The sequence below is a fragment of the Leifsonia sp. NPDC056824 genome (assembly GCF_042789575.1).
Classification (GTDB): Bacteria; Actinomycetota; Actinomycetes; order Actinomycetales; family Microbacteriaceae; genus Leifsonia.
The window spans coordinates 358,843-382,406 of the sequence record NZ_JBHUAV010000002.1 but is presented as its reverse complement, the minus strand read 5'-3'; the positions used below and the strand labels follow the sequence as shown (position 1 = coordinate 382,406).

Sequence of the window (23,564 nt, the reverse complement as noted above, 5' to 3'; positions counted from 1 at the left end):
GTGTCAGAGCATGAACGGGAGCAGGGCGCGGCGGTCGGACGGGTAGTCGGGGAAGGTCTCGCGGTACCAGCGGTGGTTCGCCATCGCCCGCGGCGCGAGGTTGGCGACGGTGTAGAGCGCGAACGCGAGCCCCGCGACGGACCAGGTGGCGACGGCCCAGCCGGTCCACTCCACCATCTCGCCGAGGTAGTTCGGGCTGGACACGAACCGGAAGCCGCCGCCGTACGGGATGCGGTACCCGGTTCCAGTGCGCCGCAGCCGCCGCAGGATGCGGTCGGAGCCGACGTTGAGCGCGTAGCCCGCCGCGAACAGCGCGACCCCGATCCAGAACCGCGGATCGCGCAGCCAGGAGACCGGATAGTCGCCGTACTCGCTGATCCAGCGCGCGTTCACCCACGCGTTGAGCAGGTTGAACAGGATGGCCAGCAGCATCACGAGCACCGGCATCCGGGAGCCGGAGCGCATGAGCAGCGGGTAGACGAAGGCGCGCTGGACGTAGTGCGCCTGCCACAGCAGCAGGAAGAGCAGCGGGACGAGGTCGGCGCGGTGCGAGCCGAGGAGATAGAAGGCCAGGAAGGCGAGGCTCGCGGGGGCCTCCATCACGCTACAGCCGATGCGCGCGGGGACGGTCGGTCCCCAGCCGGGGCGACCGTGGCGGCCGCCGTAGGGCGCGACGACGAAAAGCAGGGCGACGAAGGTGACGGCGGCGAGGATCAGCTCGGCAATGACGAACCAGCGATAGGGGGCCGGCATGTGCGGGAGTCTAGTGAGTGGGAGTGGGCCCTGCCGGGATCGAACCGACGACATCCACGGTGTAAACGTGGCGCTCTACCAGCTGAGCTAAAGGCCCTGACGCCTCCCAGCCTAGCTGGCGAGGCCCCCGCGCTCACACATGCGCCGGCAGCAGCTCCAGCGCAGCTTTGTACGCCTCGATCGAGCGGGCCTCCCCCGGCGCCGTGATGAACGACGCCCGGATGATGCCCGCCTCGTCGATCAGGAAGGTCGCGCGGTTGGCGAAGCCCTTCTCCGGCAGGAAGACGCCGTACTCCTTGGCGATGTCCCCGTGCGGCCAGAAGTCGGCCAGCAGGCTGAAGTCGTAGCCCTCCTGCTCGGCCCAGGCGCGCAGCGTGTACTTGGAGTCCACGGAGATCGCCAGCAGCTCCACCCGGTGGTCCTGGAACATCGCAAGGTTGTCGCGCAGTGCGCACAGCTCACCCGTGCAGGTGCCCGAGAACGCGAGCGGGAAGAAGACCAGGGCGACGGCCTTGGAGCCGCGGAAGTCGCTGAGCCGGACGGATCGGCCGTGCTGGTCGAGCAGTTCGAAGTCGGGAGCCTGGGTGTCGTTCTCCAGAGCCATGAGACGTGTCCTTTCACGCGCTCCGGGGACGATTCCACCCGGCCGGCGCACGAGGACACAGCATAGACCCGGACGCGGGGAGCGCCAACCCGTGCCCTCCCTCCGAGCGGTCACCGGTGGTCCCGAGTTGCGGCTAGGCTGAACGATGGTGCCCGCAGATTTGTCGTGACCCGACAAGCGGATGCGCTCCTTCCACGATCCATCCGACACAAGAAAGAGGTCGAGGGTGACTGTAAACGACCAGGACCCGTACTCGATGAATAACATCGACTCGGACCCCGAGGAGACCGCCGAATGGCGCGAGTCCCTCGACGCACTGGTTGCGGCACACGGCCATGAGCGCGCTCGCGAGATCATGCTCAGCCTGCTGAAGCGCTCGAAGGAACTCCACCTCGGCGTGCCGATGGTGCCGACCACGGACTACATCAACACCATCTCCCCCGACAACGAGCCGGACTTCCCCGGCGACGAGGAGATCGAGCGCCGCTACCGCGCCTGGATCCGCTGGAACGCGGCCATCCTGGTGCACCGCGCGCAGCGTCCCGGCATCGCTGTCGGCGGCCACATCTCGACCTACGCGTCGAGCGCCGCCCTGTACGAAGTCGGCTTCAACCACTTCTTCCGCGGGCAGGACCACCCAGGCGGCGGCGACCAGATCTTCGTCCAGGGCCACGCCTCCCCCGGCACCTACGCCCGCGCCTTCCTCGAGGGCCGCCTGAGCGCCGACCAGCTCGACGGCTTCCGCCAGGAGAAGTCGCACGCGGGCGGCGGCCTCTCGTCGTACCCGCACCCGCGGCTCATGCCCGAGTTCTGGCAGTTCCCGACCGTGTCGATGGGTCTCGGCCCGATCAACGCGATCTACCAGGCGCAGCTCAACAAGTACCTCACCAACCGCGGCATCAAGGACGCCTCCGACCAGCACGTCTGGGCGTTCCTCGGCGACGGCGAGATGGACGAGGTGGAGTCGCGCGGCCAGCTCCAGGTGGCGGCGAACGAGAAGCTCGACAACCTGACCTTCGTCATCAACGCGAACCTGCAGCGCCTCGACGGCCCTGTCCGCGGCAACGGCAAGATCATCCAGGAGCTGGAGAGCTACTTCCGCGGCGCCGGCTGGAACGTCATCAAGGTGATCTGGGGCCGCGAGTGGGACGACCTGCTCGCCCGCGACACCGACGGCGCCCTGGTCAACCTGATGAACCAGACGCCGGACGGCGACTACCAGACCTACAAGACCGAGAACGGCGCCTACGTGCGCGAGAACTTCTTCGGCCGCGACCCGCGCACGCTGGAGCTCGTCAAGGACTACACCGACGACGAGGTCTGGGGCCTCAAGCGCGGCGGCCACGACTACCGCAAGGTCTACGCGGCCTTCAAGGCGGCCGTCGAGCACAAGGGCCAGCCCACCGTCATCATCGCCAAGACCATCAAGGGCTACGGCCTCGGTCCGTCCTTCGAGGGCCGCAACGCGACCCACCAGATGAAGAAGATGACGCTGGACAACCTCAAGACGTTCCGCGACGCCATGCGCATCCCGGTGTCGGACGCGCAGCTCGAGGAGAACCCGTACCTGCCGCCGTACTACAACCCGGGGCCGGACGACGAGGCGATCCAGTACCTGCACGAGCGCCGCGCAGCCCTCGGCGGGTACGTCCCGGAGCGCCGGGTCAAGTACACGCAGCTGAACCTCCCGGACGACTCGGCCTACGCCATCGCCAAGAAGGGCTCCGGCACGCAGGAGATCGCCACCACGATGGCGTTCGTCCGCCTGCTGAAGGACCTGCTGCGGGCGAAGGACTTCGGCCACCGCATCGTCCCGATCATCCCGGACGAGGCGCGCACGTTCGGCATGGACGCGTTCTTCCCGAACGCGAAGATCTACAACCCGAACGGCCAGCACTACACCTCGGTCGACCGCGAGCTGCTCCTGGCCTACAAGGAGAGCCCGCAGGGCCAGATCATCCACGTCGGCATCAACGAGGCGGGCGCCCTGGCGGCGTTCACCAACGTGGGCACGTCGTACTCGACGCAGGGCGAGCCGCTCATCCCGGTCTACGTCTTCTACTCGATGTTCGGCTTCCAGCGCACCGGCGACGCCATGTGGGCGGCGGGCGACCAGATGGCGCGCGGCTTCATGATCGGCGCCACCGCCGGACGCACCACCCTGACCGGCGAGGGCCTGCAGCACGCCGACGGCCACTCGCTGCTGCTCGCCTCCACGAACCCGGCGGTCGTCGCCTACGACCCCGCCTACGGCTACGAGATCGGGCACATCGTCCGCGCCGGCCTGGAGCGGATGTACGGCGAGTCGCACCCGAACCCGAACGTCATGTACTACCTGACGGTCTACAACGAGCCGATCGTGCAGCCGGCCGAGCCGGAGGGCGTGGATGTGGACGGCATCGTCCGCGGCATTCACAAGCTCCGCGTCGGCGAGACCGGCGGCCCGAAGGCGCAGCTGCTCGCGTCGGGCGTCTCGGTGCCGTGGGCGCTGGAGGCCCAGCACCTGCTCGCGCAGGACTGGGGCGTGTCGGCCGACGTGTGGAGCGTCACCTCGTGGAGCGAACTGCGCCGCGACGGCCTGGCGGCGGAGGAGCACAACTTCCTCTACCCGCAGCAGGACAAGCAGGTGCCGTACGTCACCCGCAAGCTGCAGGGCGCAGAGGGCCCGTTTGTCGCGGTCACCGATTACATGCACGCGGTGCCGGACCAGATCCGTCAGTTCGTGCCGGGTGAGTACGCCACGCTCGGCGCCGACGACTTCGGCTTCTCCGACACCCGCGCCGCCGCGCGCCGGTTCTTCAAGATCGACGGCCCGTCGCTCGTGGTCCGCACTCTGGAGCTGCTCGCGGCCCAGGGCAAGGTGGACCCGAACGCCCCGGCCTGGGCGATCGAGAAGTACCTGCTGCACGACGTCAACGCCGGCACCACCGGCACAGCGGGCGGCGAGGCGTAACGACGCCCGTGGCGACCGCACACGAGAGGACGAAAGCCGAGACGCTTGCGTGGCTGCGCAAGATCTCGGGCGAGCTCGCGACGACGACGCTGAAGCGGCTGGAGGACACGCTCCCCTGGTACCGGGACATGCCCCCCGGCCGCCGCAGCGCGGTCGGGCTGGTCGCCCAGGCGGGCATCTCGTCGTTCATCTCGTGGTTCGACGACCCGCGGTCGACGCCGTGGATCGCGGCCGACGTCTTCGGGGCGGCTCCACGCGAGCTGCTCCGGAGCGTCAGCCTGCAGCAGACCCTCCAGCTCATCAAGATCACCGTTGAGGTGGTCGAGGAGCGCGTGAAGAGCGGCGGCAACGAGTCGCTCAAGGAGGCCATCCTCCTGTACTCGCGCGAGATCGCGTTCGCCGCGGCCGATGTCTACGCCCGCGCCGCCGAGGCCCGCGGCCTCTGGGACGCGCGCCTGGAGGCCCTGGTGGTCGACAGCATCCTCACCGGCGAGTACGACGACGAGCTGCCCAGCCGGATCGCCGCGCTCGGCTGGCACGGCCACGGCGAGGTCAGCGTCCTGGTGGGAACCGCCCCCAAGATGCTCGACGTGGACCAGCTGCGCCGTACGGCCCGGCACATGTCCGCCGACGTGCTGATCGGCGTGCAGGGCAGCCGGCTGGTGCTCGTCATCGGCCGTGCGCTCCCGGCCGACACGCCGAACGAGGACGCCATCGGGGCCGCGCCTTCGGTCAGCTTCCTGGAGATCGCGCAGCAGCTCGAGCCGGGCTTCGGGCCGGGTCACCTGGTGCTCGGCCACGAGGTCACGAGCCTGGTGGACGCCTCCAAGAGCGCCAAGGCCGCGCTGGCCGGCTTCGCCGTCGCCAAGGCGTGGCGCAACTGCCCGCGGCCCGTGCACGCCGACGACCTGCTCCCCGAGCGGGCGCTCGCGGGCGACGGGCTCGCGCGCGCCACGCTGATCAGCCGGATCTACCGGCCGTTGCAGGCCTACTCCACGGAGCTCCTCACCACGCTGTGGTGCTACCTGGACAACGGGAGGTCGCTGGAGGCCACCGCGCGCGAGCTGTTCGTGCACCCCAACACGGTGCGCTACCGGCTCAAGCGCGTCTCCGAGGTGATCGGCTGGGACGCCACCGGGGCCAGGGAGGCGCTCATCCTCCAGGCGGCGCTGATCGTGGGCTCGATCAACGAGCCGGACGCGCCACGGCGGCACTGATATCCCCTCTTTGTAGACAACCACAAAGCTTCGGCGCATAGTTCATCCACATCCGACACATCCGCTCGGCGGAAGATTGGCAGACTTGAACCCGTGATCGTCATCGTGTGCCCGGGGCAGGGCTCCCAGACCCCCGGCTTCCTCGACCCGTGGCTCACCGAACCGTCGTTCCGTGACCAGCTCACCGGCATCTCCGACGCGGTCGGCATCGACCTCGTCGCGCACGGCACCGTGAGCGACGCCGACACCATCCGCGACACCGCGGTGGCCCAGCCGCTGATCGTGTCCGCCGGTCTGCTCACGCTCTCGGCGCTCCTCGCCGACGGCCGCCGCGAGAAGGTCGGCGGCATCGCCGGTCACTCGGTCGGCGAGCTCACGGCCGCGGCCGGCTCCGGCGTGCTGTCCGAGACCGACGCGGTCGCGTTCGTCCGGGAGCGCGGCGCCGCGATGGCCCGCGCCGCCGCGGAGGTGCGCACGGGCATGAGCGCCGTGATCGGCGCCGACGAGGACGAGCTGCTCGCGAAGCTCGACGCGCTCGGCCTCTCCCCCGCCAACTACAACGGCGGCGGCCAGATCGTCGTCGCGGGCGATCTCGACGCGCTGGCGAAGCTCGCCGAGGAGCCGCCCGCGCGCGCCCGGGTCATCCCGCTGCAGGTCGCCGGCGCGTTCCACACGCGCTACATGGCCCCGGCGGTCCCCGCGCTCGAGCAGTTCGCCGCGACCCTCGCCACGAACGACCCGACGCTGCGGCTCTGGACGAACAAGGACGGCTCCGAGGTCACCGACGGCGCCGCGTTCCTGCGCCTGCTCGTCGGCCAGGTCTCCTCGCCGGTGCGCTGGGACCTCGACATGGCGGCGTTCCAGGAGGCCGGCGTGACCGGCATCATCGAGGTCGCCCCCGCCGGCGCGCTCGTCGGGCTCGCCAAGCGCGGGCTGAAGGGTGTCCCCGCGGTCGCGGTGAAGACCCCCGACGACCTGCCCGCCGCGTTCGACCTCATCGACCAGGCCGCCTAGGAGGACCGCAGATCATGACCCACCCCACCCTGCAGCAGTCCCACGGGCCGCAGTACACCCGCATCCTCTCCATCGGCGCCGCCCGCGGCGACCTGGTGGTGCCGAACGACGACCTGGTCGGGCCGATCGACTCGTCCGACGAGTGGATCCGGCAGCGCACCGGCATCATCACCCGCACCCGCGCCAGCCACGATGTGTTCGCCGTCGACCTCGCCACCGAGGCGTCGAAGGAGGCGATCGAGAAGTCCGGCGTCGACCCGAAGCTGATCGACGCGGTCATCGTCGCGACGATCTCGAACCCGCAGCAGACGCCCTCTGTGGCCGCCGTGCTCGCCGACCGCGTCGGCGCCAACCCGGCCGCCGCCTACGACATGAACGCGGCCTGCGCCGGCTACGCCTACGCCGTCGCCCAGGCTGACGCGCTCATCCGCACCGGCCAGGCGCACTACGCGCTCGTCGTCGGCGCCGAGAAGCTCTCCGACGTGGTCGACCCGACCGACCGGACCATCTCGTTCCTGCTCGGCGACGGCGCCGGCGCCGTCGTCATCGGCCCGAGCGAGTACCCCGGCATCGCCAAGACGGTGTGGGGCTCCGACGGCTCCAAGGCCGGCGCGGTCGGGATGGACGGCACGCTCACCGCGTTCCGCGACGGCGAGACCCCGTGGCCGACCCTGCGCCAGGACGGCCAGACCGTCTTCCGCTGGGCGGTCTGGGAGATGGCGAAAGTCGCCAAGCAGGCGCTCGACGCCGCCGGCGTCACGCCGGACCAGCTCGCGGCCTTCATCCCGCATCAGGCGAACATGCGCATCGTCGACGAGTTCGCCAAGCAGCTCAAGCTGCCGGAGACGGTCGCGATCGCCCGCGACATCGAGACGACGGGCAACACGTCGGCCGCCTCGATCCCGCTCGCCACGCACCGGCTCCTGCAGGAGCACCCCGAACTGTCCGGCGGCCTCGCGCTCCAGATCGGCTTCGGTGCCGGTCTGGTATTCGGCGCGCAGGTCGTCGTGCTCCCCTAGGGCCTGCCCTAGACTGATCAACGGTCAAAACGACACCCCCTCAAGGAGAAAACAATGGCATTGTCCACCGAAGAAGTTCTTGCCGGCCTGGCCGAGCTCATCAACGACGAGACCGGCATCGCGACCGACACGGTTGAGCTGGACAAGTCGTTCACCGACGACCTCGACATCGACTCGATCTCGATGATGACCATCGTGGTCAACGCCGAGGACAAGTTCGATGTGAAGATCCCGGACGAAGAGGTCAAGAACCTGAAGACCGTCGGTGACGCTGTCGAGTTCATCGTCAAGGCGCAGGACGCCTAAGCACCGCACGAAGAAACTTCCTACGCGCGGGCGGGCCTCCCCCGAGGTTCCGCCCGCGCGGGTGGCAGCGCGCTGCGCGTTGCACCGTTGTCCCTACCAGACGGAGTTGCCGTTATGACCAAGAAGATCGTCGTCACCGGCGTGGGCGCATCCTCCCCGCTCGGTGGCACCGCCCCCGAGAGCTGGGCCGGCCTGCTGGCCGGGAAGTCCGGCGCCCGCAGCCTCACCCACGACTGGGTGGCCGAGCTGGAGCTGCCCGTCACCTTCGCGGCTGAGGCGCTCGTGCGGCCCGACACCATCCTCGACCGGCCGACCGCCAAGCGACTCGACCCGTCCAGCCAGTTCGCGCTGGTCTCGGCGATGGAGGCCTGGGCCGACGCCGGCTCCCCCGAGGTCGCCCCCGAGCGCCTCGGCGTCGACTACGCCACCGGCATCGGCGGCGTGTGGACCCTCCTCGACGCGTGGGACACCCTGCGCGAGCGCGGCCCCCGCCGCGTCCTGCCGATGACCGTCCCGATGCTCATGCCCAACGCCGCCTCCGCCGCGGTGTCCATGCACTTCGAGGCCCGTGCGTTCGCCCGCACCGTCGCCTCCGCCTGCGCGTCGAGCACCGAGTCGCTCGTCAACGCGTACGAGCACCTGCAGGCCGGCCTCGCGGATGTCGTCATCGCCGGCGGCACCGAGTCGGCCATCCACCCGATCACGGTCGCGTCGTTCGCGTCGATGCAGGCGCTGTCGCGTCGCAACGACGACCCGGCGACGGCCTCCCGCCCGTACAGCGTCGACCGCGACGGCTTCGTCATGGGCGAGGGTGCGGCCAGCCTGGTGCTGGAGACCGAGGAGCACGCGCTCGCCCGCGGCGCCCACATCTACGCGGAGATCGTCGGCGGCGGCGTGACCGCCGACTCGTATCACATCACCGCGAACGACCCGGAAGGCCGCGGGGCCATCCGCGCGCTGCGGCTCGCCCTGGAGAAGGCGGGCGCCTCCCCCGACGAGGTGACCCACATCAACGCGCACGCCACCAGCACCCCGGTCGGCGACCCGGCCGAGTACGTCGCGCTCCGCGAGGTGTTCGGCGAGCGGGTGCACGACATCCCGGTGTCGGCCACGAAGGCGTCGACCGGTCACCTGCTCGGCGGCACCGGCGCACTGGAGGCCGTCTTCACGATCTTCGCGCTGCGCGACCGCGTCGCCCCGCCGACGATCAACATCACGGAGCAGGACCCGGCGATCCCGCTGAAGGTCTCCGGCGAGCCGCAGCCCCTCGGCGACGGCCCGCAGCTCGCGATCAGCAACTCGTTCGGCTTCGGCGGCCACAACGCCGTCGTCGCGATCCGCTCGGTCTGAGCCCTGGCGTTGAAGAAGGCCCCGGTCGAGTGACCGGGGCCTTCTTCTGTCACCGCGGGAGGGCGGCTGAGCCTGGCCCGTCGCGGGAGTTCTATCAGCCGACCTTGTGCAACCAGATCACGGAGGTGTCGTCGTGGGCGCGTCGGAACGGCTCCAGCTCGTCGTCCCACGCCTGGCCGAGCGCGAGCCGCAGTTCGCGGTGCAGTTCGAGCGGGTTGGAGCCGGCGACCTCCATCGCGTAGCGGATGCGGTCCTCCGGCACCACGGTGTTGCCCGCGGTGTCGGTCTGGACGAAGAAGATGCCGAGATCGGGGGTGTGCATCCAGCGGCCGCCGTCGGTGCCGAGGCCGGCGTCCTCCGTCACCTCGTAGCGGAGGTGCTCCCAGCCGCGGAGCGCGGTCGCGAGGCGCGCTCCGGTGCCCTGGGGGCCGTCCCAGAAGAACTCGGTGCGCTGGGCGCCCTTGAGCACCGGCTGCGTCTCCCAGGTGAAGTTGACGGCGCGACCGAGAGCGCGTCCTGCCGCCCACTCGATGTGAGGGCAGAGCGCGCCGGGAGAGGAGTGCACGTAGAGCACTCCTCGAGCTGCGTGAGCCGTCATGGTTTTCCTCCTTCGTCGGTACGTCTTCCCCTACGACCGCGAACGAGTGCCATGACTTCTATGAAGTTGACTACCGCGATTATGCCGGACAACGCGCCCGAGTTACAAGATTGTGATTCGGCGATTCCTGCGTGCCACAGCGACGCGAGCGGAATAGCATACCGGGTATGTCGGTTCAGTATGGTTTCCTCGCGGTGCTGACCCAGGGCCCCGCCTACGGCTCTCAGCTCCAGAACGAGTTCCTCCTGCGCGCGGCCAACCGCCGCACGCTCAACGCCGGGCAGGTCTACTCCACCCTCGACCGGATGACCGAGCAGGGCCTGGTCGAGCCGGCGGGCGAGACGGACGACGGCCTCCCGCTCTACCGGCTCACGGACGCGGGAGCCGAGGAGGCCAGGACGTGGCTGACCGCCGGCCCGCGGGACGTGCGTCCGGACTGGGACGAGATGCAGGACCAAGTGCTGGTCGCCGCGTCCCTCGACGGCGCGGACGCGGCCGTCGTCGTCGCGGACTATCGCGCGGCGTTCGCCGAGCGCATCCGGGAGCTGACGCATGACGCGGACTCGCGGGCGGTGCTCGCCGCCAACCGCGCGGCCGAGCTCGGCGCTCGTGCTGCGATCGAGTGGCTGGACGAGGTCGCCAAGGCCCTCGCCGCGCACCCCGGCGCGCTGGTGCAGCCGCGCTGCCCCGAGCGCCCGCGCCGCGGCCGCAAGCCCGCCGCCGCCCTCGACTGAGCACTCCCCTCACGCCGAAGGGCACGTAAACGCCCCTACAACCGCGTTTTAGGGGCGTTTACGTGCCCTTCGACCGCTGGGGTCAGTGGAGGAGGGTGCCGTCCTTGGTGAGGACGTTCTTCTCGCCGGCCTCGATCGGGACCGCGAAGCGGTTCTGCGCGGGAGGCAGCGGGCAGTTGAAGTTGTAACTGAACGCGCACGGCGGCAGCACGGCGAGGTTGAAGTCGAGCGTCACGGTGCCGTCCTCGTTGGGGACGACGAACAGGAAGCGGCCGACCGAGTACGTGCTGTCGCCGTTCGTGGTGTCCGAGAAGACGAGCTGCAGCGCGCGGCCCGCCTTGAAGGCGGCGAGGTTGTAGTCGACGCCGTCCTTGCTGAAGGTGATCTCGCCCGGGATGACCATGTCCCGGGTCGCACCGTCGTCCTTGAGGTGCTCGAAGCCGACCGTCTTGCCGCCCTCGATCGGCGAGAAGGTCGCCGTGATGATCCACTCGGGGTTGAACGGGAAGGCGTCGATCGAGCCGAAGTTCTGGATGTCCTCCGACTGCGCGTCCCAGACCCGCAGCGCGTACTCGCCCTGCTCGTTGGCGATGACGAAGCCGGAGACGGTGTCGCTGAAGCGGACGGCGCTCGGGTTCGGGTCGTTCTTGCCGCGCACGATCGCGGAGCCGTCGACCAGCACCTCGTCCACGAAGACGTCGTCCGTGGCGACCGCGGTGACCTTCAGGCCGGACTGGCCTGCCGGCAGCGGCGACCAGAGCCCGGGAACGCCCCAGACCGGCTGCTCGGAGTCCGGCTCACCGGTGATCCACTGGGTGTTCACGAGCGCCAGGTTGCCCTGCGGGGCCGTGACGGCCTGCTCGCGGCGGGAGCGGTAGCGCGCGAGAACGGCGTCGGGGTCGGCGAGGGCTGCGGTGTCGGTCATGGTCTCCATCCTCTGTCAGGTCGGTGGGTGCAACCAAGCGCGACACTCCCCCATTCCCGCCCCCGGCCCATCCCCGCGCCCGAGGTGGGTTCACTTGGCCTCGCCGTAACTGTCGACCACGGCGGCGGTGACCGGGAAGTCGACGGGAAAGCCGCCGAACAGCAGTCGCCCCGCGGCCTCGGCCGACGCCCGGACCTCGGCGGCGACGGCCTCGGCCGACTCCGCGGGGGTGTGGACGATGACCTCGTCGTGCAGGAAGTACACCAGGTGCGGGCCGGCGGTGAAGTCGGCGCCCTCCGGGGTCAGCCGGGCGAGCCGGTTGCGCAGCTCGGCCATCCAGCACAGCGCCCACTCGGCGGCGCTGGCCTGCACGACGAAGTTGCGCGTGAAGCGGCCCCAGTCGCGGGCTTGGCTGCGCGCCCTGCGCTCCTCGGCGGGCGTGGACTCGGCTCCGGAGGCCGCCGACTGGGCGGCCTGCCAGCTCCCGCCGGGCCGCGGGGAGCTGCGCCCGAGCCGGGAGGTCACGATGTCGCCGCGCTCCCCCGTGCGCGCCGCGTCCTCGACGAGCCGCACGGCCCGCGGGTAGGCGCGTGCCAGCCGCGGCATCAGCCGGCCGCTGTCGCCCGTCGTCGCGCCGTACATGGCGCCGAGCATGGCCACCTTGGCCTGGGCGCGCTCCTCCACCGCTCCGCTCGCCACGATGCCCGCGTAGAGGTCGCGGCCGCGCCCGGCCTCCGCCATCGCCGTGTCGCCGGCGAGACCGGTGAGGATGCGCGGCTCGAGCTGGGCGGCGTCGGCGACCACGAGCTTCCAGCCCGGATCCGCGACGACCGCGCCGCGGACCTCCTTGGGGAGCTGGAGGGCGCCGCCGCCACGCGTGGCCCAGCGACCGGTGACGACGCCGCCCGGGATGTAGTCGGGCCGGAAGCGCCCGTCGCGCACCCAGGCGTCGAGCCAGCTCCAACCGTTCGCCGCGTGCAGCCGGGCGAGCTTCTTGAACTTCAGCACCGCGGGGATCGCGGGGTGGTCGAGCTCGCGCAGCTCCCACGACCGCGTCGAGGTCACCATCAGGCCCGCACGCTGCAGCGCCTTGAGCAGTTCCGGCGGGCTGTCGGGGTTGAGATCGGGCGCCTCCAGGGCCGCGCGGATCTCCGCCGCCAGGGCCTCGAGCGCCTCCGGCCGCCCGTAGCGCGGTCGCGGGCCGAGGACGGCACGCAGCAGCTCATCGTGCCGCTCGACGCTGTACGGGAGGCCCGCGTGCTGCATCTCGGCCGCGATCAGCGCTCCGGCCGACTCGGCGGCGAGCAGGAGGCGGAGCCGCCCGGGCTCCGCGCTTCCCGCGACGGCCTCCTGCTGTGCGGCGTATTCCTGCTCGCTGGAGGGCCGGGTCGTCTCGGCCGGGTGGTCGAGGTCGAAGAGCGTCGCGGCAGCGGGCTCGGGCGCGTCCTCCTGCACGCGTGCGGCGTCCCACGGCCCCGGTGCGGCCGTCGCGAGCGCGGAGCCCGCGGTGAGCGTGGAGGCCCGCAGGATCGCGTGGCTGAGCCGCAGGTCCACGCAGCGCTCGACCCGGACGCCCGCCTGCAGCAGCCGCGGGTACCAGGCACGGGTGTCGTCCCAGACCCAGCGCGGTCGCGTCGCCGCCTCCTCGCGCCGGACGAACTCCGGCACGTCGGCCTCCGCGAGCTCGGTGCGCCCGGCCTCGTCACCGTCCGCACGGACGGCAACGACCCGCCCGGGAGCGACGCGATCGAGAAGGAGGTGCACTCCCTAATTCTGCATGCGACGGACGACACTTCCCGCTATAGTGAGGAAACGTCACTTTAAGCGATGCCGACCCGAAAGGCGAGCGACGATGACAGAGTACCTGCACGACTCCCAGGGAGTGTGGATCGCGTACCGGCCCGACCCGCAGTCGCGCTGGCTGTTCAACTCCGAGGGCGACTGGATCGGCTGGTTCCCCTGGTCGGACGACATGGCGGTGACCCCGGGCGGCTCCTATCTCGGAACCGTGCACGGCGACCGCCTGTTCATGGACGACGAGCACCCGTACCGCGGGAATCCCGGCTATCCGGGAGCGCCGGGCTACCCCGGTCAGGCGCCGTATCCGGGCGCGGGGCCGTACGTCGGGCTGCCGGACGGCTGCGAGGACGTGGCGCCGGCGCTGCTCTGGCCGCGCATCGCCTCCTGAGCTCTCAGCCCGCCAGCGCCGCCAAGCGCGACCGCAGTTCCGGCCAGGCCGCGCCGAAGCCGGGATGCAACGGCAGATCGGCGACCTCCGGAACCGACACCCAGCGCAGCTCGATGCTCTCCACGTCGGCCATGTGCGGCTCGAACGCGCGCACCGCCTGAACGACCACGGTCGTGTACGACCAGAATCCGAGGTCGAGCACGCTCTCGAAGAGCACCTGCACCGCGTCGGCGGGCACCGCCGCCTCCTCCGCGGCCTCCCGCAGCGCGCCCTCGACGGCGGTCTCGCCCTCGTGCCTGGCGCCGCCCGGGAGGCCCCAGGTGCCGCCGAAATGGCTCCAGTCGGCCCGGTGCTGGAGCAGCACCCCGCGCCGCAGGTCGTGGACGAGCAGGCCGGCGGCGCCGAAGCGGCCCCAGAACCGCTCGCCGTTCGGACCTTCCACCCATGCGTCGCCGGAGTTCACGTCTCCACGTTAGCCGCACGGCCGAAGCCGGTGACGCCGCGTGACGGTTCTCGCAGACGGTCCTACTGTGTGGACATGACACTCCAACGCTGGCGCCACCTCACCGAGTGGCCACTCACCGCCGCCGCAGCGGTGTTCCTCGCCGCCTACGCCTGGGAGGTCATCGGCGACCTCCACGGGGCGCAGCTCGTCGTCGCGGAGACGGTGATCTGGATCACCTGGGTCGTCTTCCTGCTCGACTACTTCGTGTGCCTCGCCCTCGCCCCGCAGCGCTGGCGCTGGTTCTACACGCACCTGTTCGATCTCGCGATCGTCGTGCTGCCGATGCTGCGGCCGCTGCGGCTGCTGCGGCTGGTGACGATCCTCGCCATCCTGCAGCGCAGCGCGGGCGCCGCGTTCCGTGGGCGCGTGATCGTCTATGTCGCCGGCGCGGTCGCCCTCCTGGTGTTCACGGCCGCCCTGGCGGCGCTGGACGCCGAGCGCGGGAGCCCGCACGCGCACATCCAGACCTTCCCGCAGGCCATCTGGTGGGCCTTCGAGACCATCTCGACGGTCGGCTACGGCGACTACGTCCCCGTCACCGAGGTGGGCAGGCTCGTCGCGGTCGGCCTGATGATCGGCGGCATCGCGACGCTCGGAATCGTGACGGCGACGCTGGCCTCCTGGATCGTCGAGCGGGTCGCGCAGACCGAGATCGACATGCGGGCGGCCACCCGCGGGCAGATCCGGGACCTGTCGCGCCAGATGGCGGAGCTGAAGGACCTGCTCGAGCAGAGGTCGGCCTGATGGCGGTGCGCAGTGCGGCGATCCTGCTGCACCGCCGCGGGGCGGCCGGCAGGGAGGTGTGGATCGCGCACATGGGCGGGCCGTTCTGGGCGCGCAAGGACGAGGGCGCCTGGACGCTGCCGAAGGGCCTGGTCGAGGCGGATGACGTCGACGACCTCGCCGCGGCCCGGCGGGAGTTCGCCGAGGAGATGGGCGCGCCCTCCCCCGACGCCGTGTACGTCCCGCTCGGCGAGTTCCGCGCCTCCGGCAAGACCTTCGTGGTGTTCGCGGCGGAGGCCGATTTCGCGCTCGCGGAGCTGGTCAGCAACGGGTTCGAGCTGGAGTGGCCGCCGCGCTCCGGCGTCGTGCGAACGTTCCCCGAGGTGGACGACGCCCGCTGGCATCCGATCGAGGTCGCGCACCAGAAGCTCGCGAAAGGGCAGCGGCCCATTCTGGACGCACTCGTGCGGCTCCTCGACGAATCCGGATCAGACTAGCGCGCACGGCACCCCCTCGGTCGTATCGTTGGCTGCACCTGGCCGGACGGGACGAAGGAGGAGCAGGTGGCGAAGAACAAGGCGGAGAAGGACGCCGAGAAGGCCCTGATCACTGCACGAGCCGCTGTCGACGACGCGCAGCGGCTGGTCAAGAAGCTCGACAAGAAGACCCGCAAAGAGGCCGAGGACCTCGCGGCCGCGCTGGAGCAGGCCGCGAGGGACGCGAAGAAGGCCTCACAGCGCGCCCGCAAGACCGCGGAGACGGCGGCGAAGGACGCCAAGGCGAAGGCCCAGGCGGCGCGCGAGCGGGCACGAACGGCCGCGTCGGCCCCGGCGGCGAGCACGGGCATCCCCACCTTCCGCGACTTGCGCGACCGGGCGAAGGCGCAGGGCATCCAGGGCTACTCCCGGATGAACAAGGCCCAGCTGCTGCACGCGCTCGGTGAGGGCTGACGTTCACCGGCCGGTAACCGGCTGCTTCTACGGTTGCCGCCGTGACTGACACCGCCGCCGAGCCCGCGATCCTCTCGGCGCTGGACCGCGCGCCCGCGCCGCGGACGCTCATCGACATCCTGCGGGAGTCCGCCGCCGCCAACCCGCAGGGCTCGGCCATCGAGGACGCCCGCGGGGCGCTCAGCTACCGGGAGCTGCTCGCGCGCGTGCTGGCCACGGCGGCGCGGCTGCGCGGGGCCGGGGTGCGCCGCGGCGACCGCGTCGGCGTGCGGATGAGCTCCGGCAGCCGGGACCTCTACCTGGCGATCCTCGGGGTGCTCGCCGCCGGCGCCGCCTACGTGCCGGTGGACGCCGACGACCCGCAGGAGCGCGCCGACCTCGTCTTCGGCGAGGCGGAGGTGCGCGGGGTCATCACGGACGACGGCTATCTCGCCACGACCTCCCCGGACGGAGCGGACGCGGTCGACGTGCCGGCCGGACCGCTCGCCGTGCAGGGCCAGGAGCCGCACCCGAGCACGTCCGGCCTCCCGGTCGTCGACCCGCCGACGCCGGAGGACGACGCCTGGATCATCTTCACCTCCGGCTCGACCGGGACGCCGAAGGGCGTGGCGGTGCGGCACCGCTCGGCTGCGGCGTTCGTGGACGCTGAGTCACGCCTGTTCCTGCGGGAGGAGCCGATCGGTCCCGGCGACCGCGTGCTCGCGGGGCTCTCGGTGGCGTTCGACGCCTCCTGCGAGGAGATGTGGCTCGCCTGGGGACATGGCGCGTGCCTGGTGCCCGCGCCGCGTTCGCTGGTGCGCACGGGCATGGACCTCGGCCCCTGGCTGGCGGCGCGCCGCATCTCGGTCGTCTCGACGGTGCCGACGCTCGCGGCGCTCTGGCCGACCGACGCGCTCGACACCGTGCGGCTGCTGATCTTCGGCGGCGAGGCCTGCCCTCCCGAACTGGTCAACCGGCTCGCCGTGGAGGGCCGCGAGGTCTGGAACACCTACGGGCCGACCGAGGCGACGGTCGTGGCCTGCGCGAGCCTGCTGACCGCCGGCGAACCGGTGCGGATCGGCCTCCCGCTCGACGGCTGGGACCTCGCGGTCGTCGCGCCGGACGGCTCCCCGGTCTCGGTCGGCGAGCCCGGCGAGCTGATCATCGGCGGCGTCGGCCTCGCCCGGTACCTGGACCCGGCGAAGGACGCCGAGAAGTACGCGCCGCTCCCCTCGCTCGGCTGGCAGCGGGCCTACCGCAGCGGCGACCTGGTGCGCTTCGACCCGGCCGGACTGTTCTACCTCGGCCGCGCCGACGACCAGGTCAAGGTCGGCGGCCGCCGCATCGAGCTCGGCGAGGTGGAGGCCGCCCTCCAGCAGCTCCCGGGCGTATCGGGCGCGGCAGCCGCCGTGCGCAGGAGTTCGGCCGGGAACGACGTGCTGGTCGGCTACCTCGCCGTCCCGGAGCGCGAGGCCTTCGACCGGCGCGCGGCGCTGGCGGAGCTGCGCGCCGAGCTCCCCGCCGCGCTCGTGCCGCTGCTGGCGGTCGTGGACGACCTCCCGGTGCGCACCTCCGGGAAGGTCGATCGTGCCGCGCTCCCCTGGCCACTGGAGGAGGTCGACGAGGACGCGCCGGTCCTCGACCCCGTCTCGGAGCTGCTCGCGGCCGACTGGCGCGGCGTGCTCGGCCTGCCGGTGAGCGGTCTGGACGACAACTTCTTCGACCTCGGCGGCGGCTCGCTCGCGGCCGCGCAGCTCGTCTCGCTGGTGCGCAGGCGGCATCCGGACATCACAGTCGCCGACATCTACGCGCACCCGCGCTTCGGCTCGCTCGCCTCCGCTCTCGCGGAGAGCTCGCCGTCGGCCTCCGCCGCCTCCACGCACGTCGTCCCGCCGACGCCGCGGCGGATGCAGGTGCTCCAGACCGTGCTCGCCGTGCCGCTGTTCATCCTCAACGGCATCCGCTGGCTGCTGTACCTGCTGACGGCGGCGGCCATCCTGCGGCCGTTCGGCGGCTTCGGGTTCCTGCCGGAGGTGAACCTCGTCTGGCTCATCGTCGGCCTCCTGATCTTCGTCACGCCCTGGGGCCGGATGGCCATCGCTGTGGCCTCCGCGCGGCTGCTGCTGCTCGGGGTCGCGGCCGGCGACTACCCGCGGGGCGGCGGAGTGCACCTGCGGCTCTGGCTCGCCGAGCAGGTCGCCCACCAGATCGGCGCGGCCAGCCTCGCCGGCGCGCCCTGGATCAGCTACTACGCCCGGGCGCTCGGCGCGACGATCGACCGCGGCGTCGACCTCCATGCGCTGCCGCCGGTGACGGGCATGCTGCGGATCGGCGCCGGCGCGTCCATCGAGCCGGAGGTCGACCTCGCCGGGTACTGGATCGACGGCGACCTCGTGCGCATCGGCGAGATCCGCATCGGTGCAGGGAGCTCGGTCGGCGCCCGCAGTTCGTTGATGCCCGGCGCGAAGATCGGCCGCGACGCGACCGTGGCACCCGGCTCGGCGGTGTTCGGCCGGGTGCCCTCCGGTCAGAACTGGGCGGGCTCCCCCGCCGTCCGGGTCGGCAAGGCGCGCGAGTGGTGGCCGGGCGAGCGGCCGCTGCGCCGCACCAGGTGGGTCGCCGCGTACGCCGTGGCCTCGCTCGTCGTCTCGCTGGTCCCGGTCGTCGCGCTCGGCGTCGGCGGCCTGATCGTGGCGGGGTTCACGCGCGGCGCGACCACGATCGCCGCTGCCATCCCCGGCGCCGCCGCCGCGCTCGTCCCGGCGACGCTGGCGGCGGGCGTCGTGCTCGCGGGCGTCGTCGTGGTCCTGGTGCGCCTGCTCGGCCTCCGCCTGAGGGAGGGCGTCTACCCGGTGCGCAGCCGGGTCGGCTGGCAGGTGTGGTCGACCGAGCGGTTGCTCGACATGGCCAGGACGCTGCTCTTCCCGCTCTACTCCAGCCTGTTCACACCGGTCTGGCTGCGGATGCTCGGTGCGCGCGTCGGGCGCGACGTCGAAGCCTCCACCGTGCTCCTCCTGCCGGCGATGACCAAGATCCGGGACGGCGCGTTCCTGGCCGACGACACGCTGGTGGCCTCCTACGAGCTCGGCGGCGGTTACGTGCGCGTCGCGGAGGCGGAGATCGGCGCCCGCGCCTTCCTCGGCAACTCCGGGATGGCCGGCGGCGGCAACCGGGTGCCGCGCGACGGCCTGGTCGCCGTGCTGTCGGTGGCCCCGCGCAAGGCCAAGGCCGGGACGTCGTGGCTCGGCTCGCCCCCGGTCAAGCTCCGGCGGCGCGCGCAGGACGCGGACCTCTCGCGCACCTTCGAGCCGAAGGCCTCCCTGCGCGTCGCTCGCACCGCCTGGGAGCTGCTGCGCATCGTCCCGGTGTTCGTGACCTGCGCCATCGGGCTCGCCGTGCTGCTGGCCCTCGCGGCGCTCTCCGAGGCCTGGGGCGTCGGCTGGGCGATCGTCGTCAGCGGTCCCGTGCTCCTGGTCGCCGGCGCGGTCAGCGCGGCCGTCAGCACCGCCGCGAAGTGGGCGCTGCTCGGGAGGCTGAAGCCGGGCGAGCACCCGCTCTGGTCGTCGTTCATCTGGCGCAGCGAGGTGTCGGACACCTTCACGGAGATGGTCGCGGCGCCCTGGTTCGCCTGGGCCGCCGCCGGCACGCCGGCGCTGGTCTGGTGGCTGCGCAGCCTCGGCGCGCGCATCGGGCACGGCGTCTGGATCGACAGCTACTGGCTGCCGGAGGCCGACCTGGTCGAGCTGGGCGACGCATCCACGGTCAACCGGGGCTGCGTCGTGCAGACGCACCTGTTCCATGATCGAATCATGAGCATGGACCAGGTGATCATCGAGCGCGGCGGGACCCTCGGCCCGCACAGCGTCATCCTGCCCGCGGCCGCGATCGGCTCCAACGCGACAATCGGACCGGCCTCCCTGGTGATGCGCGGCGAGACGGTGCCCGATCGCAGCAGGTGGAGCGGGAACCCGATCGGCCCGTGGCGGGATGTGGTGGTACGCGAGTACCGTGCGGTGCGATGACCGAGGCCACCTCCGACACCGACGCCGTCTTCCCCGCCGCGTCCCACGTCTACCTCCCGCGCTCCGGCACCGACGACTTCTCGGTGCTCTCGTACGACCTGGAGCTGTCGTACAGGGTCGCCACGAACCGGCTCGACGGGACGGCGGTGATCCGGGGACGCGCCAACGTGACGCTCCCGGCGGTCTCGCTCGACCTGGTGCACCTGCGCGCCAAGCGGGTCAAGCTGGACGGAGACAAGCGCACCCGGTTCACGCAGTCCCCGACCCACCTGCGGGTGAAACCGGCGAAGCCGATCCCCGCCGGGACGGAGTTCACGGTCGAGATCGCCTACGACGGCTCCCCCGTCCCACGCCGGACCCGCTGGGGCACCCTCGGCTGGGAGGAGCTGACCGACGGCGTCATCGTCGCATCGCAGCCCTCCGGCGCGCCGACCTGGTTCCCGTGCAACGACCGGCCGTCCGACAAGGCCGCGTACCGGATCACGATCACGACCGAGCAGCCGTACACCGTGCTCGCGACCGGCGAACTCGCCGGCCACAGCGTCAGCGGAGGCCGCGGCACCTGGACGTTCGAGCGCCCGGAGCCGACGGCGACCTACCTCGCCGCCGTGCAGATCGGCCGCTACGTGCTCGAGCCCCGGCGCACCGGCGGCGTGGAGTGGGTGATCGCCTATCCGCCCGCGCTCGCCGCCCGCGTGCTGGCCGACTTCGCGCCGGTCGGGCGGATGATCGAGTGCTTCCAGGAGCGCTTCGGCCCGTACCCGTTCCCGTCGTACACGGTCGTGGTGACCGAGGATCCGCTGGAGATCCCGCTCGAGTCGCAGGGCATGGCCACGTTCGGCTCGTCGCACGTCGACGGCCGCGGCGGCTCGGAGCGCCTGATCGCGCACGAACTCGCCCACCAATGGTTCGGCAACAGCGTCGGCGTGGCCGGCTGGTCGGACATCTGGCTGAACGAGGGCTTCGCCTGCTACGCCGAGTGGATCTGGTCGGAGTACTCCGGGAGCCACTCCGCGAACACGCTCGCGCGCACCCACCACGCCGTCCTGCGCGTGAAGCCGAAGGACCTGGTGCTCGCAGACCCGGGCGTCGACAGCATGTTCGACGACCGGGTCTACAAGCGCGGCGCCTGCCTCCTCCACGCGCTGCGGCGGAGGCTCGGCGACGACACGTTCTTCGACCTGGTGCGCGGCTGGTCGGCCGCGCACCGCTTCGGGACCGCGTCGACGGCGGACTTCGAGGCGTTCGCGGCCGGGTTCTCCGACGAGCCGCTGGACGCGTTCTTCGACGCGTGGCTGCGCGAGACGCGGCTGCCGTCGCTCAGCGACTAGGGCCGGTCCTCCACGCGGCGCTCCTCGCCGGTGATCCCGTCGATGCGGGGCGCGTCGTGCGCGGGCGACGCGGTCTCTGCGGCCGGCCGGGGCGGCGGGACCTCGTCGCGGCGGGTGTCGTCCACCGCGCCGTCGGCGACCACGCGGTTGCCGTGCCGGTCGGTCTCGACGTCCGGGTCGACGTCGTCGGCACGGCTGAGCTTGTCCTGCTGCTCATCGCGGGCGGCCGCGGCGGCGCGCTCGCGCTCGTCGGCCTCCCGGCGCAGCCGCTCCGCGTCGACCTCGGCCTGCTTGGCGTCCGCGGCGGCCCTGGCGGACTTCGCCTCGCGTTCGCGCGCGGCCAGCTCGTCGCGGGAGGCGGCCTCCCGCAGCTCGGTCGCCCGCTGCCGGTCGGCCTCCACCTTGCGCCGGCGTCCCACCGTGGAGACGACGATGATGATCCCCACGACGATGACCACGATGACGACGATCAGCACGATCCATCCGATTGCGTTCATGCCGCGGCACGGTACGCGCGGCACGAGGCGCCGTAAGGGCCTTGCGCTCGGGGGCGGGAGGTGCAGGGCGGTCTAGCCGCCGGCGTCCCCCGACCGCAGTCCCGCGAGCAGCAGGCCCACCATCCGCTCCGCGCGCCCGGAGGCCGCCCCGTCCGGCCGGACGCCGTGGCAGAGGTCGGCGACGGCGCCGAGGAACTCCCCCGCGTCGACGTCCTGGGCGATGTCGCCGGACTCCAGCGCCGCCGCGAGCAGCCCGGCGAGCGTCGGCGTGAGGTGGGTCGAGAAGTAGGCGGCCAGCGGTTCGTAGGCCGGGTCTCCGGAGTGCAGGGCGCTCGCCAGCCCGCGCTTGGCGGCCACGAACCGGGTGTAGCGCATGATCCACCGGTCCAGGGCCTCCCCCGGCGGATACGCCGCCGCCAGCGGGGCCGCAGCGTCGACGCAGGCGTCCAGCTCGCGCCGGAACACGGCCGAGATCAGGTCGGACCGGAGCGGGAAGTGCCGGTAGAGCGTTCCGACCCCGACACCGGCTCGCACGGCGATCGCCCGTGCGGGCACGTCGACCCCGGCCTCCGCGAACAGCGCGGTGGCCGCCTCCACGAGCGCGTCAGCGTTCTGGCGGGCGTCGGCGCGACGGGGCCGGGTCGCGGGCTCCCCTGCGCTGAGGCTGCTCGTGTTCGCGGGCATGCGGCTGTCCCCTGCGTCCTTCCTCTGGCGATTCGTCGGCGATCGGTGTAACGTCGGAAGGGTAAACGGAACACTGTTCCGTTTGGAGTCCCAACCGATCCGGAATCATGTTCCGATTGCTCGATCTTAGGCCAGCCGTCATCTCGGCGCCAGACCACGAACCCCTCGACTCAGGAGAGAAAGTCATGCAGTACCGCACTCTCGGCCGCACCGGCATCAAAGTCACCCCCTACGCGCTCGGCGCGATGATGCTCGGCTCGCTGGGCAACCCCGACCGCGCGGAGGGCGTGCGCATCATCCACCGCGCGCTCGACGCCGGCATCAACTTCGTGGACACCGCCGACCGCTACGGCGACTCGGAGGAGGTCGTCGGCGAGGCGCTCAAGGGCCGCCGTGACGACGTCGTGCTCGCGACCAAGTTCTGGGGTCCCGTGGACGACGACATCAGCCACCGCGGCGCCTCCCGCCGCTGGATCATGCAGGCCGTCGAGCGCTCCCTCCGCCGCCTGCAGACCGACCACATCGACCTGTACCAGCTGCACCGCCCCGACCCGGACACCGACATCGACGAGACGCTCTCCGCGCTCACCGACCTGGTCCGGCAGGGCAAGGTGCGCGCGATCGGCTCCTCCTCGATGCGCGGCTCCGAGATCGTGGAGGCGCAGTGGATGTCCGAGCGCCGCGGCTTCGAGCGGTTCCGCACCGAGCAGCCCAACTACTCCCTCCTCGACCGGGAGATCGAGCGCGAGATCCTGCCCGTCGCGCAGCGGTACGGCATGGGGACGCTCGTCTACAGCCCGCTCGCGGGCGGCACGCTCACCGGCCGCTACCGGGCCGGCGGCGAGAACGACAATTTCCGCTCCACCCGGACCGGGATGCGCCACTTCCGCGACGAGCGTCGGCTCGCGGCCGTGGAGGAGCTGATCGCGCTCTCCGACGAGGTCGGCGTCCCGCTCACCCACCTGGCGATGGCCTTCGTGATCGCGCACCCCGGCGTCACCTCCGCGATCGCCGGCCCGCGCACGATGGAGCAGCTCGAGGACACCCTCGCCGGCATGAACGTGTCCCTGTCCGACGAGGTCCTCGACCGCATCGACGCGATCGTCCCGCCCGGCGAGAGCATCGGGGCGATGGACATGGTGTACCGCGGGCCGGAGGTCGGCGACCCGGCGTCGCGGCGGCGCCCGGCGGCCGAGCGGTCGGCGGGCTGAG

Annotated in this window: 22 protein-coding genes and 1 tRNA gene; 14 read left to right on the top strand and 9 right to left on the bottom strand. The window is 71.8% G+C overall.

The window, feature by feature from the left end; all coding sequences use genetic code 11:
• Positions 1-3: 3 nt before the first annotated feature.
• The 3 genes from ACFRFH_RS11180 to ACFRFH_RS11170 all read right to left on the bottom strand — a co-directional run bounded on the left by ACFRFH_RS11180 (position 4) and on the right by ACFRFH_RS11170 (position 1,357).
• On the bottom strand, positions 4-753 hold the full coding sequence (locus ACFRFH_RS11180) for a 3-oxo-5-alpha-steroid 4-dehydrogenase (RefSeq protein WP_382463078.1): 750 nt from the start codon (positions 751-753) through the stop codon (positions 4-6).
• Positions 754-777: 24 nt separating this feature from the next.
• A tRNA-Val gene (locus ACFRFH_RS11175) sits at positions 778-850 on the bottom strand.
• A 36-nt stretch (positions 851-886) separates the two neighbouring features.
• Positions 887-1,357, bottom strand: a complete 471-nt coding sequence (locus tag ACFRFH_RS11170; protein WP_382463077.1) for a peroxiredoxin — start codon at positions 1,355-1,357, stop codon at positions 887-889.
• Between the two features lie 226 nt (positions 1,358-1,583).
• On the opposite strand from ACFRFH_RS11170, the gene aceE reads away from it, so the two are divergent.
• The 6 genes from aceE (at position 1,584) to ACFRFH_RS11140 (ending at position 9,216) form a co-directional block, all read left to right on the top strand.
• On the top strand, positions 1,584-4,310 hold the full coding sequence (aceE, locus tag ACFRFH_RS11165) for a pyruvate dehydrogenase (acetyl-transferring), homodimeric type (RefSeq protein ID WP_382463076.1): 2,727 nt from the start codon (positions 1,584-1,586) through the stop codon (positions 4,308-4,310).
• An 8-nt stretch (positions 4,311-4,318) separates the two neighbouring features.
• The gene (locus ACFRFH_RS11160) at positions 4,319-5,527 is read left to right on the top strand and encodes a PucR family transcriptional regulator (RefSeq protein WP_382463075.1); all 1,209 of its coding nucleotides are present in this window, start codon (positions 4,319-4,321) and stop codon (positions 5,525-5,527) included.
• Positions 5,528-5,620: 93 nt separating this feature from the next.
• Positions 5,621-6,541, top strand: a complete 921-nt coding sequence (locus tag ACFRFH_RS11155) for an ACP S-malonyltransferase (RefSeq protein ID WP_382463074.1) — start codon at positions 5,621-5,623, stop codon at positions 6,539-6,541.
• 14 nt (positions 6,542-6,555) lie between these two features.
• A complete protein-coding gene (locus ACFRFH_RS11150; RefSeq protein WP_370053227.1) occupies positions 6,556-7,560 on the top strand; it encodes a beta-ketoacyl-ACP synthase III in 1,005 nt (334 codons plus the stop codon).
• A 54-nt stretch (positions 7,561-7,614) separates the two neighbouring features.
• A complete protein-coding gene (locus ACFRFH_RS11145; RefSeq protein ID WP_021765217.1) occupies positions 7,615-7,866 on the top strand; it encodes an acyl carrier protein in 252 nt (83 codons plus the stop codon).
• A 114-nt stretch (positions 7,867-7,980) separates the two neighbouring features.
• The gene (locus ACFRFH_RS11140; protein WP_382463073.1) at positions 7,981-9,216 is read left to right on the top strand and encodes a beta-ketoacyl-[acyl-carrier-protein] synthase family protein; all 1,236 of its coding nucleotides are present in this window, start codon (positions 7,981-7,983) and stop codon (positions 9,214-9,216) included.
• 94 nt (positions 9,217-9,310) lie between these two features.
• On the opposite strand, the gene ACFRFH_RS11135 is transcribed toward ACFRFH_RS11140, so the two are convergent.
• Positions 9,311-9,814 (bottom strand): DUF3145 domain-containing protein, encoded by a 504-nt coding sequence (locus ACFRFH_RS11135; RefSeq protein WP_382463072.1) that lies wholly within the window; start codon positions 9,812-9,814, stop codon positions 9,311-9,313.
• Between the two features lie 167 nt (positions 9,815-9,981).
• Here ACFRFH_RS11135 and ACFRFH_RS11130 point away from each other — a divergent pair, with 167 nt between their 5' ends.
• Positions 9,982-10,548, top strand: a complete 567-nt coding sequence (locus tag ACFRFH_RS11130) for a PadR family transcriptional regulator (protein ID WP_382463071.1) — start codon at positions 9,982-9,984, stop codon at positions 10,546-10,548.
• An 82-nt stretch (positions 10,549-10,630) separates the two neighbouring features.
• Here the strand turns inward: ACFRFH_RS11130 and ACFRFH_RS11125 are convergent, their stop codons facing one another.
• Positions 10,631-11,473, bottom strand: coding sequence for a DUF1684 domain-containing protein (locus ACFRFH_RS11125; protein ID WP_382463070.1), 843 nt, complete (start codon positions 11,471-11,473; stop codon positions 10,631-10,633).
• Positions 11,474-11,563: 90 nt separating this feature from the next.
• Positions 11,564-13,237, bottom strand: coding sequence for a bifunctional 3'-5' exonuclease/DNA polymerase (locus tag ACFRFH_RS11120; protein WP_382463069.1), 1,674 nt, complete (start codon positions 13,235-13,237; stop codon positions 11,564-11,566).
• A gap of 88 nt (positions 13,238-13,325) precedes the next feature.
• Here ACFRFH_RS11120 and ACFRFH_RS11115 point away from each other — a divergent pair, with 88 nt between their 5' ends.
• Entirely contained in the window at positions 13,326-13,661 is a 336-nt protein-coding gene (locus ACFRFH_RS11115; protein ID WP_382463068.1) for a hypothetical protein, read from the top strand.
• Positions 13,662-13,665: 4 nt separating this feature from the next.
• Here ACFRFH_RS11115 and ACFRFH_RS11110 read toward each other — a convergent pair whose 3' ends face one another.
• Positions 13,666-14,124, bottom strand: a complete 459-nt coding sequence (locus ACFRFH_RS11110; protein WP_382463067.1) for an NUDIX domain-containing protein — start codon at positions 14,122-14,124, stop codon at positions 13,666-13,668.
• A gap of 75 nt (positions 14,125-14,199) precedes the next feature.
• Between ACFRFH_RS11110 and ACFRFH_RS11105 the strand changes: the two genes are divergently transcribed.
• The 5 genes from ACFRFH_RS11105 to ACFRFH_RS11085 all read left to right on the top strand — a co-directional run bounded on the left by ACFRFH_RS11105 (position 14,200) and on the right by ACFRFH_RS11085 (position 21,171).
• Positions 14,200-14,910: a potassium channel family protein gene (locus ACFRFH_RS11105; RefSeq protein WP_382463066.1), complete on the top strand. Its 711-nt coding sequence runs from the start codon at positions 14,200-14,202 to the stop codon at positions 14,908-14,910.
• Positions 14,910-15,386, top strand: coding sequence for an NUDIX domain-containing protein (locus ACFRFH_RS11100; RefSeq protein WP_382463065.1), 477 nt, complete (start codon positions 14,910-14,912; stop codon positions 15,384-15,386). Before ACFRFH_RS11105 ends, ACFRFH_RS11100 begins: the two co-directional genes overlap by 1 nt.
• A 66-nt stretch (positions 15,387-15,452) precedes the next feature.
• Positions 15,453-15,839 (top strand): hypothetical protein, encoded by a 387-nt coding sequence (locus tag ACFRFH_RS11095; RefSeq protein ID WP_382463064.1) that lies wholly within the window; start codon positions 15,453-15,455, stop codon positions 15,837-15,839.
• 41 nt (positions 15,840-15,880) lie between these two features.
• The gene (locus tag ACFRFH_RS11090; protein WP_382463063.1) at positions 15,881-19,840 is read left to right on the top strand and encodes a Pls/PosA family non-ribosomal peptide synthetase; all 3,960 of its coding nucleotides are present in this window, start codon (positions 15,881-15,883) and stop codon (positions 19,838-19,840) included.
• Positions 19,837-21,171, top strand: coding sequence for a M1 family metallopeptidase (locus ACFRFH_RS11085; protein WP_382463062.1), 1,335 nt, complete (start codon positions 19,837-19,839; stop codon positions 21,169-21,171). Before ACFRFH_RS11090 ends, ACFRFH_RS11085 begins: the two co-directional genes overlap by 4 nt.
• On the opposite strand, the gene ACFRFH_RS11080 is transcribed toward ACFRFH_RS11085, so the two are convergent.
• The gene (locus ACFRFH_RS11080; RefSeq protein WP_382463061.1) at positions 21,168-21,668 is read right to left on the bottom strand and encodes a hypothetical protein; all 501 of its coding nucleotides are present in this window, start codon (positions 21,666-21,668) and stop codon (positions 21,168-21,170) included. The genes ACFRFH_RS11085 and ACFRFH_RS11080 overlap by 4 nt on opposite strands.
• Before the next feature lie 72 nt (positions 21,669-21,740).
• On the bottom strand, positions 21,741-22,352 hold the full coding sequence (locus ACFRFH_RS11075; RefSeq protein WP_382463060.1) for a TetR/AcrR family transcriptional regulator: 612 nt from the start codon (positions 22,350-22,352) through the stop codon (positions 21,741-21,743).
• 185 nt (positions 22,353-22,537) lie between these two features.
• Here ACFRFH_RS11075 and ACFRFH_RS11070 point away from each other — a divergent pair, with 185 nt between their 5' ends.
• On the top strand, positions 22,538-23,563 hold the full coding sequence (locus ACFRFH_RS11070; RefSeq protein WP_382463059.1) for an aldo/keto reductase: 1,026 nt from the start codon (positions 22,538-22,540) through the stop codon (positions 23,561-23,563).
• Position 23,564 lies beyond the last annotated feature (1 nt).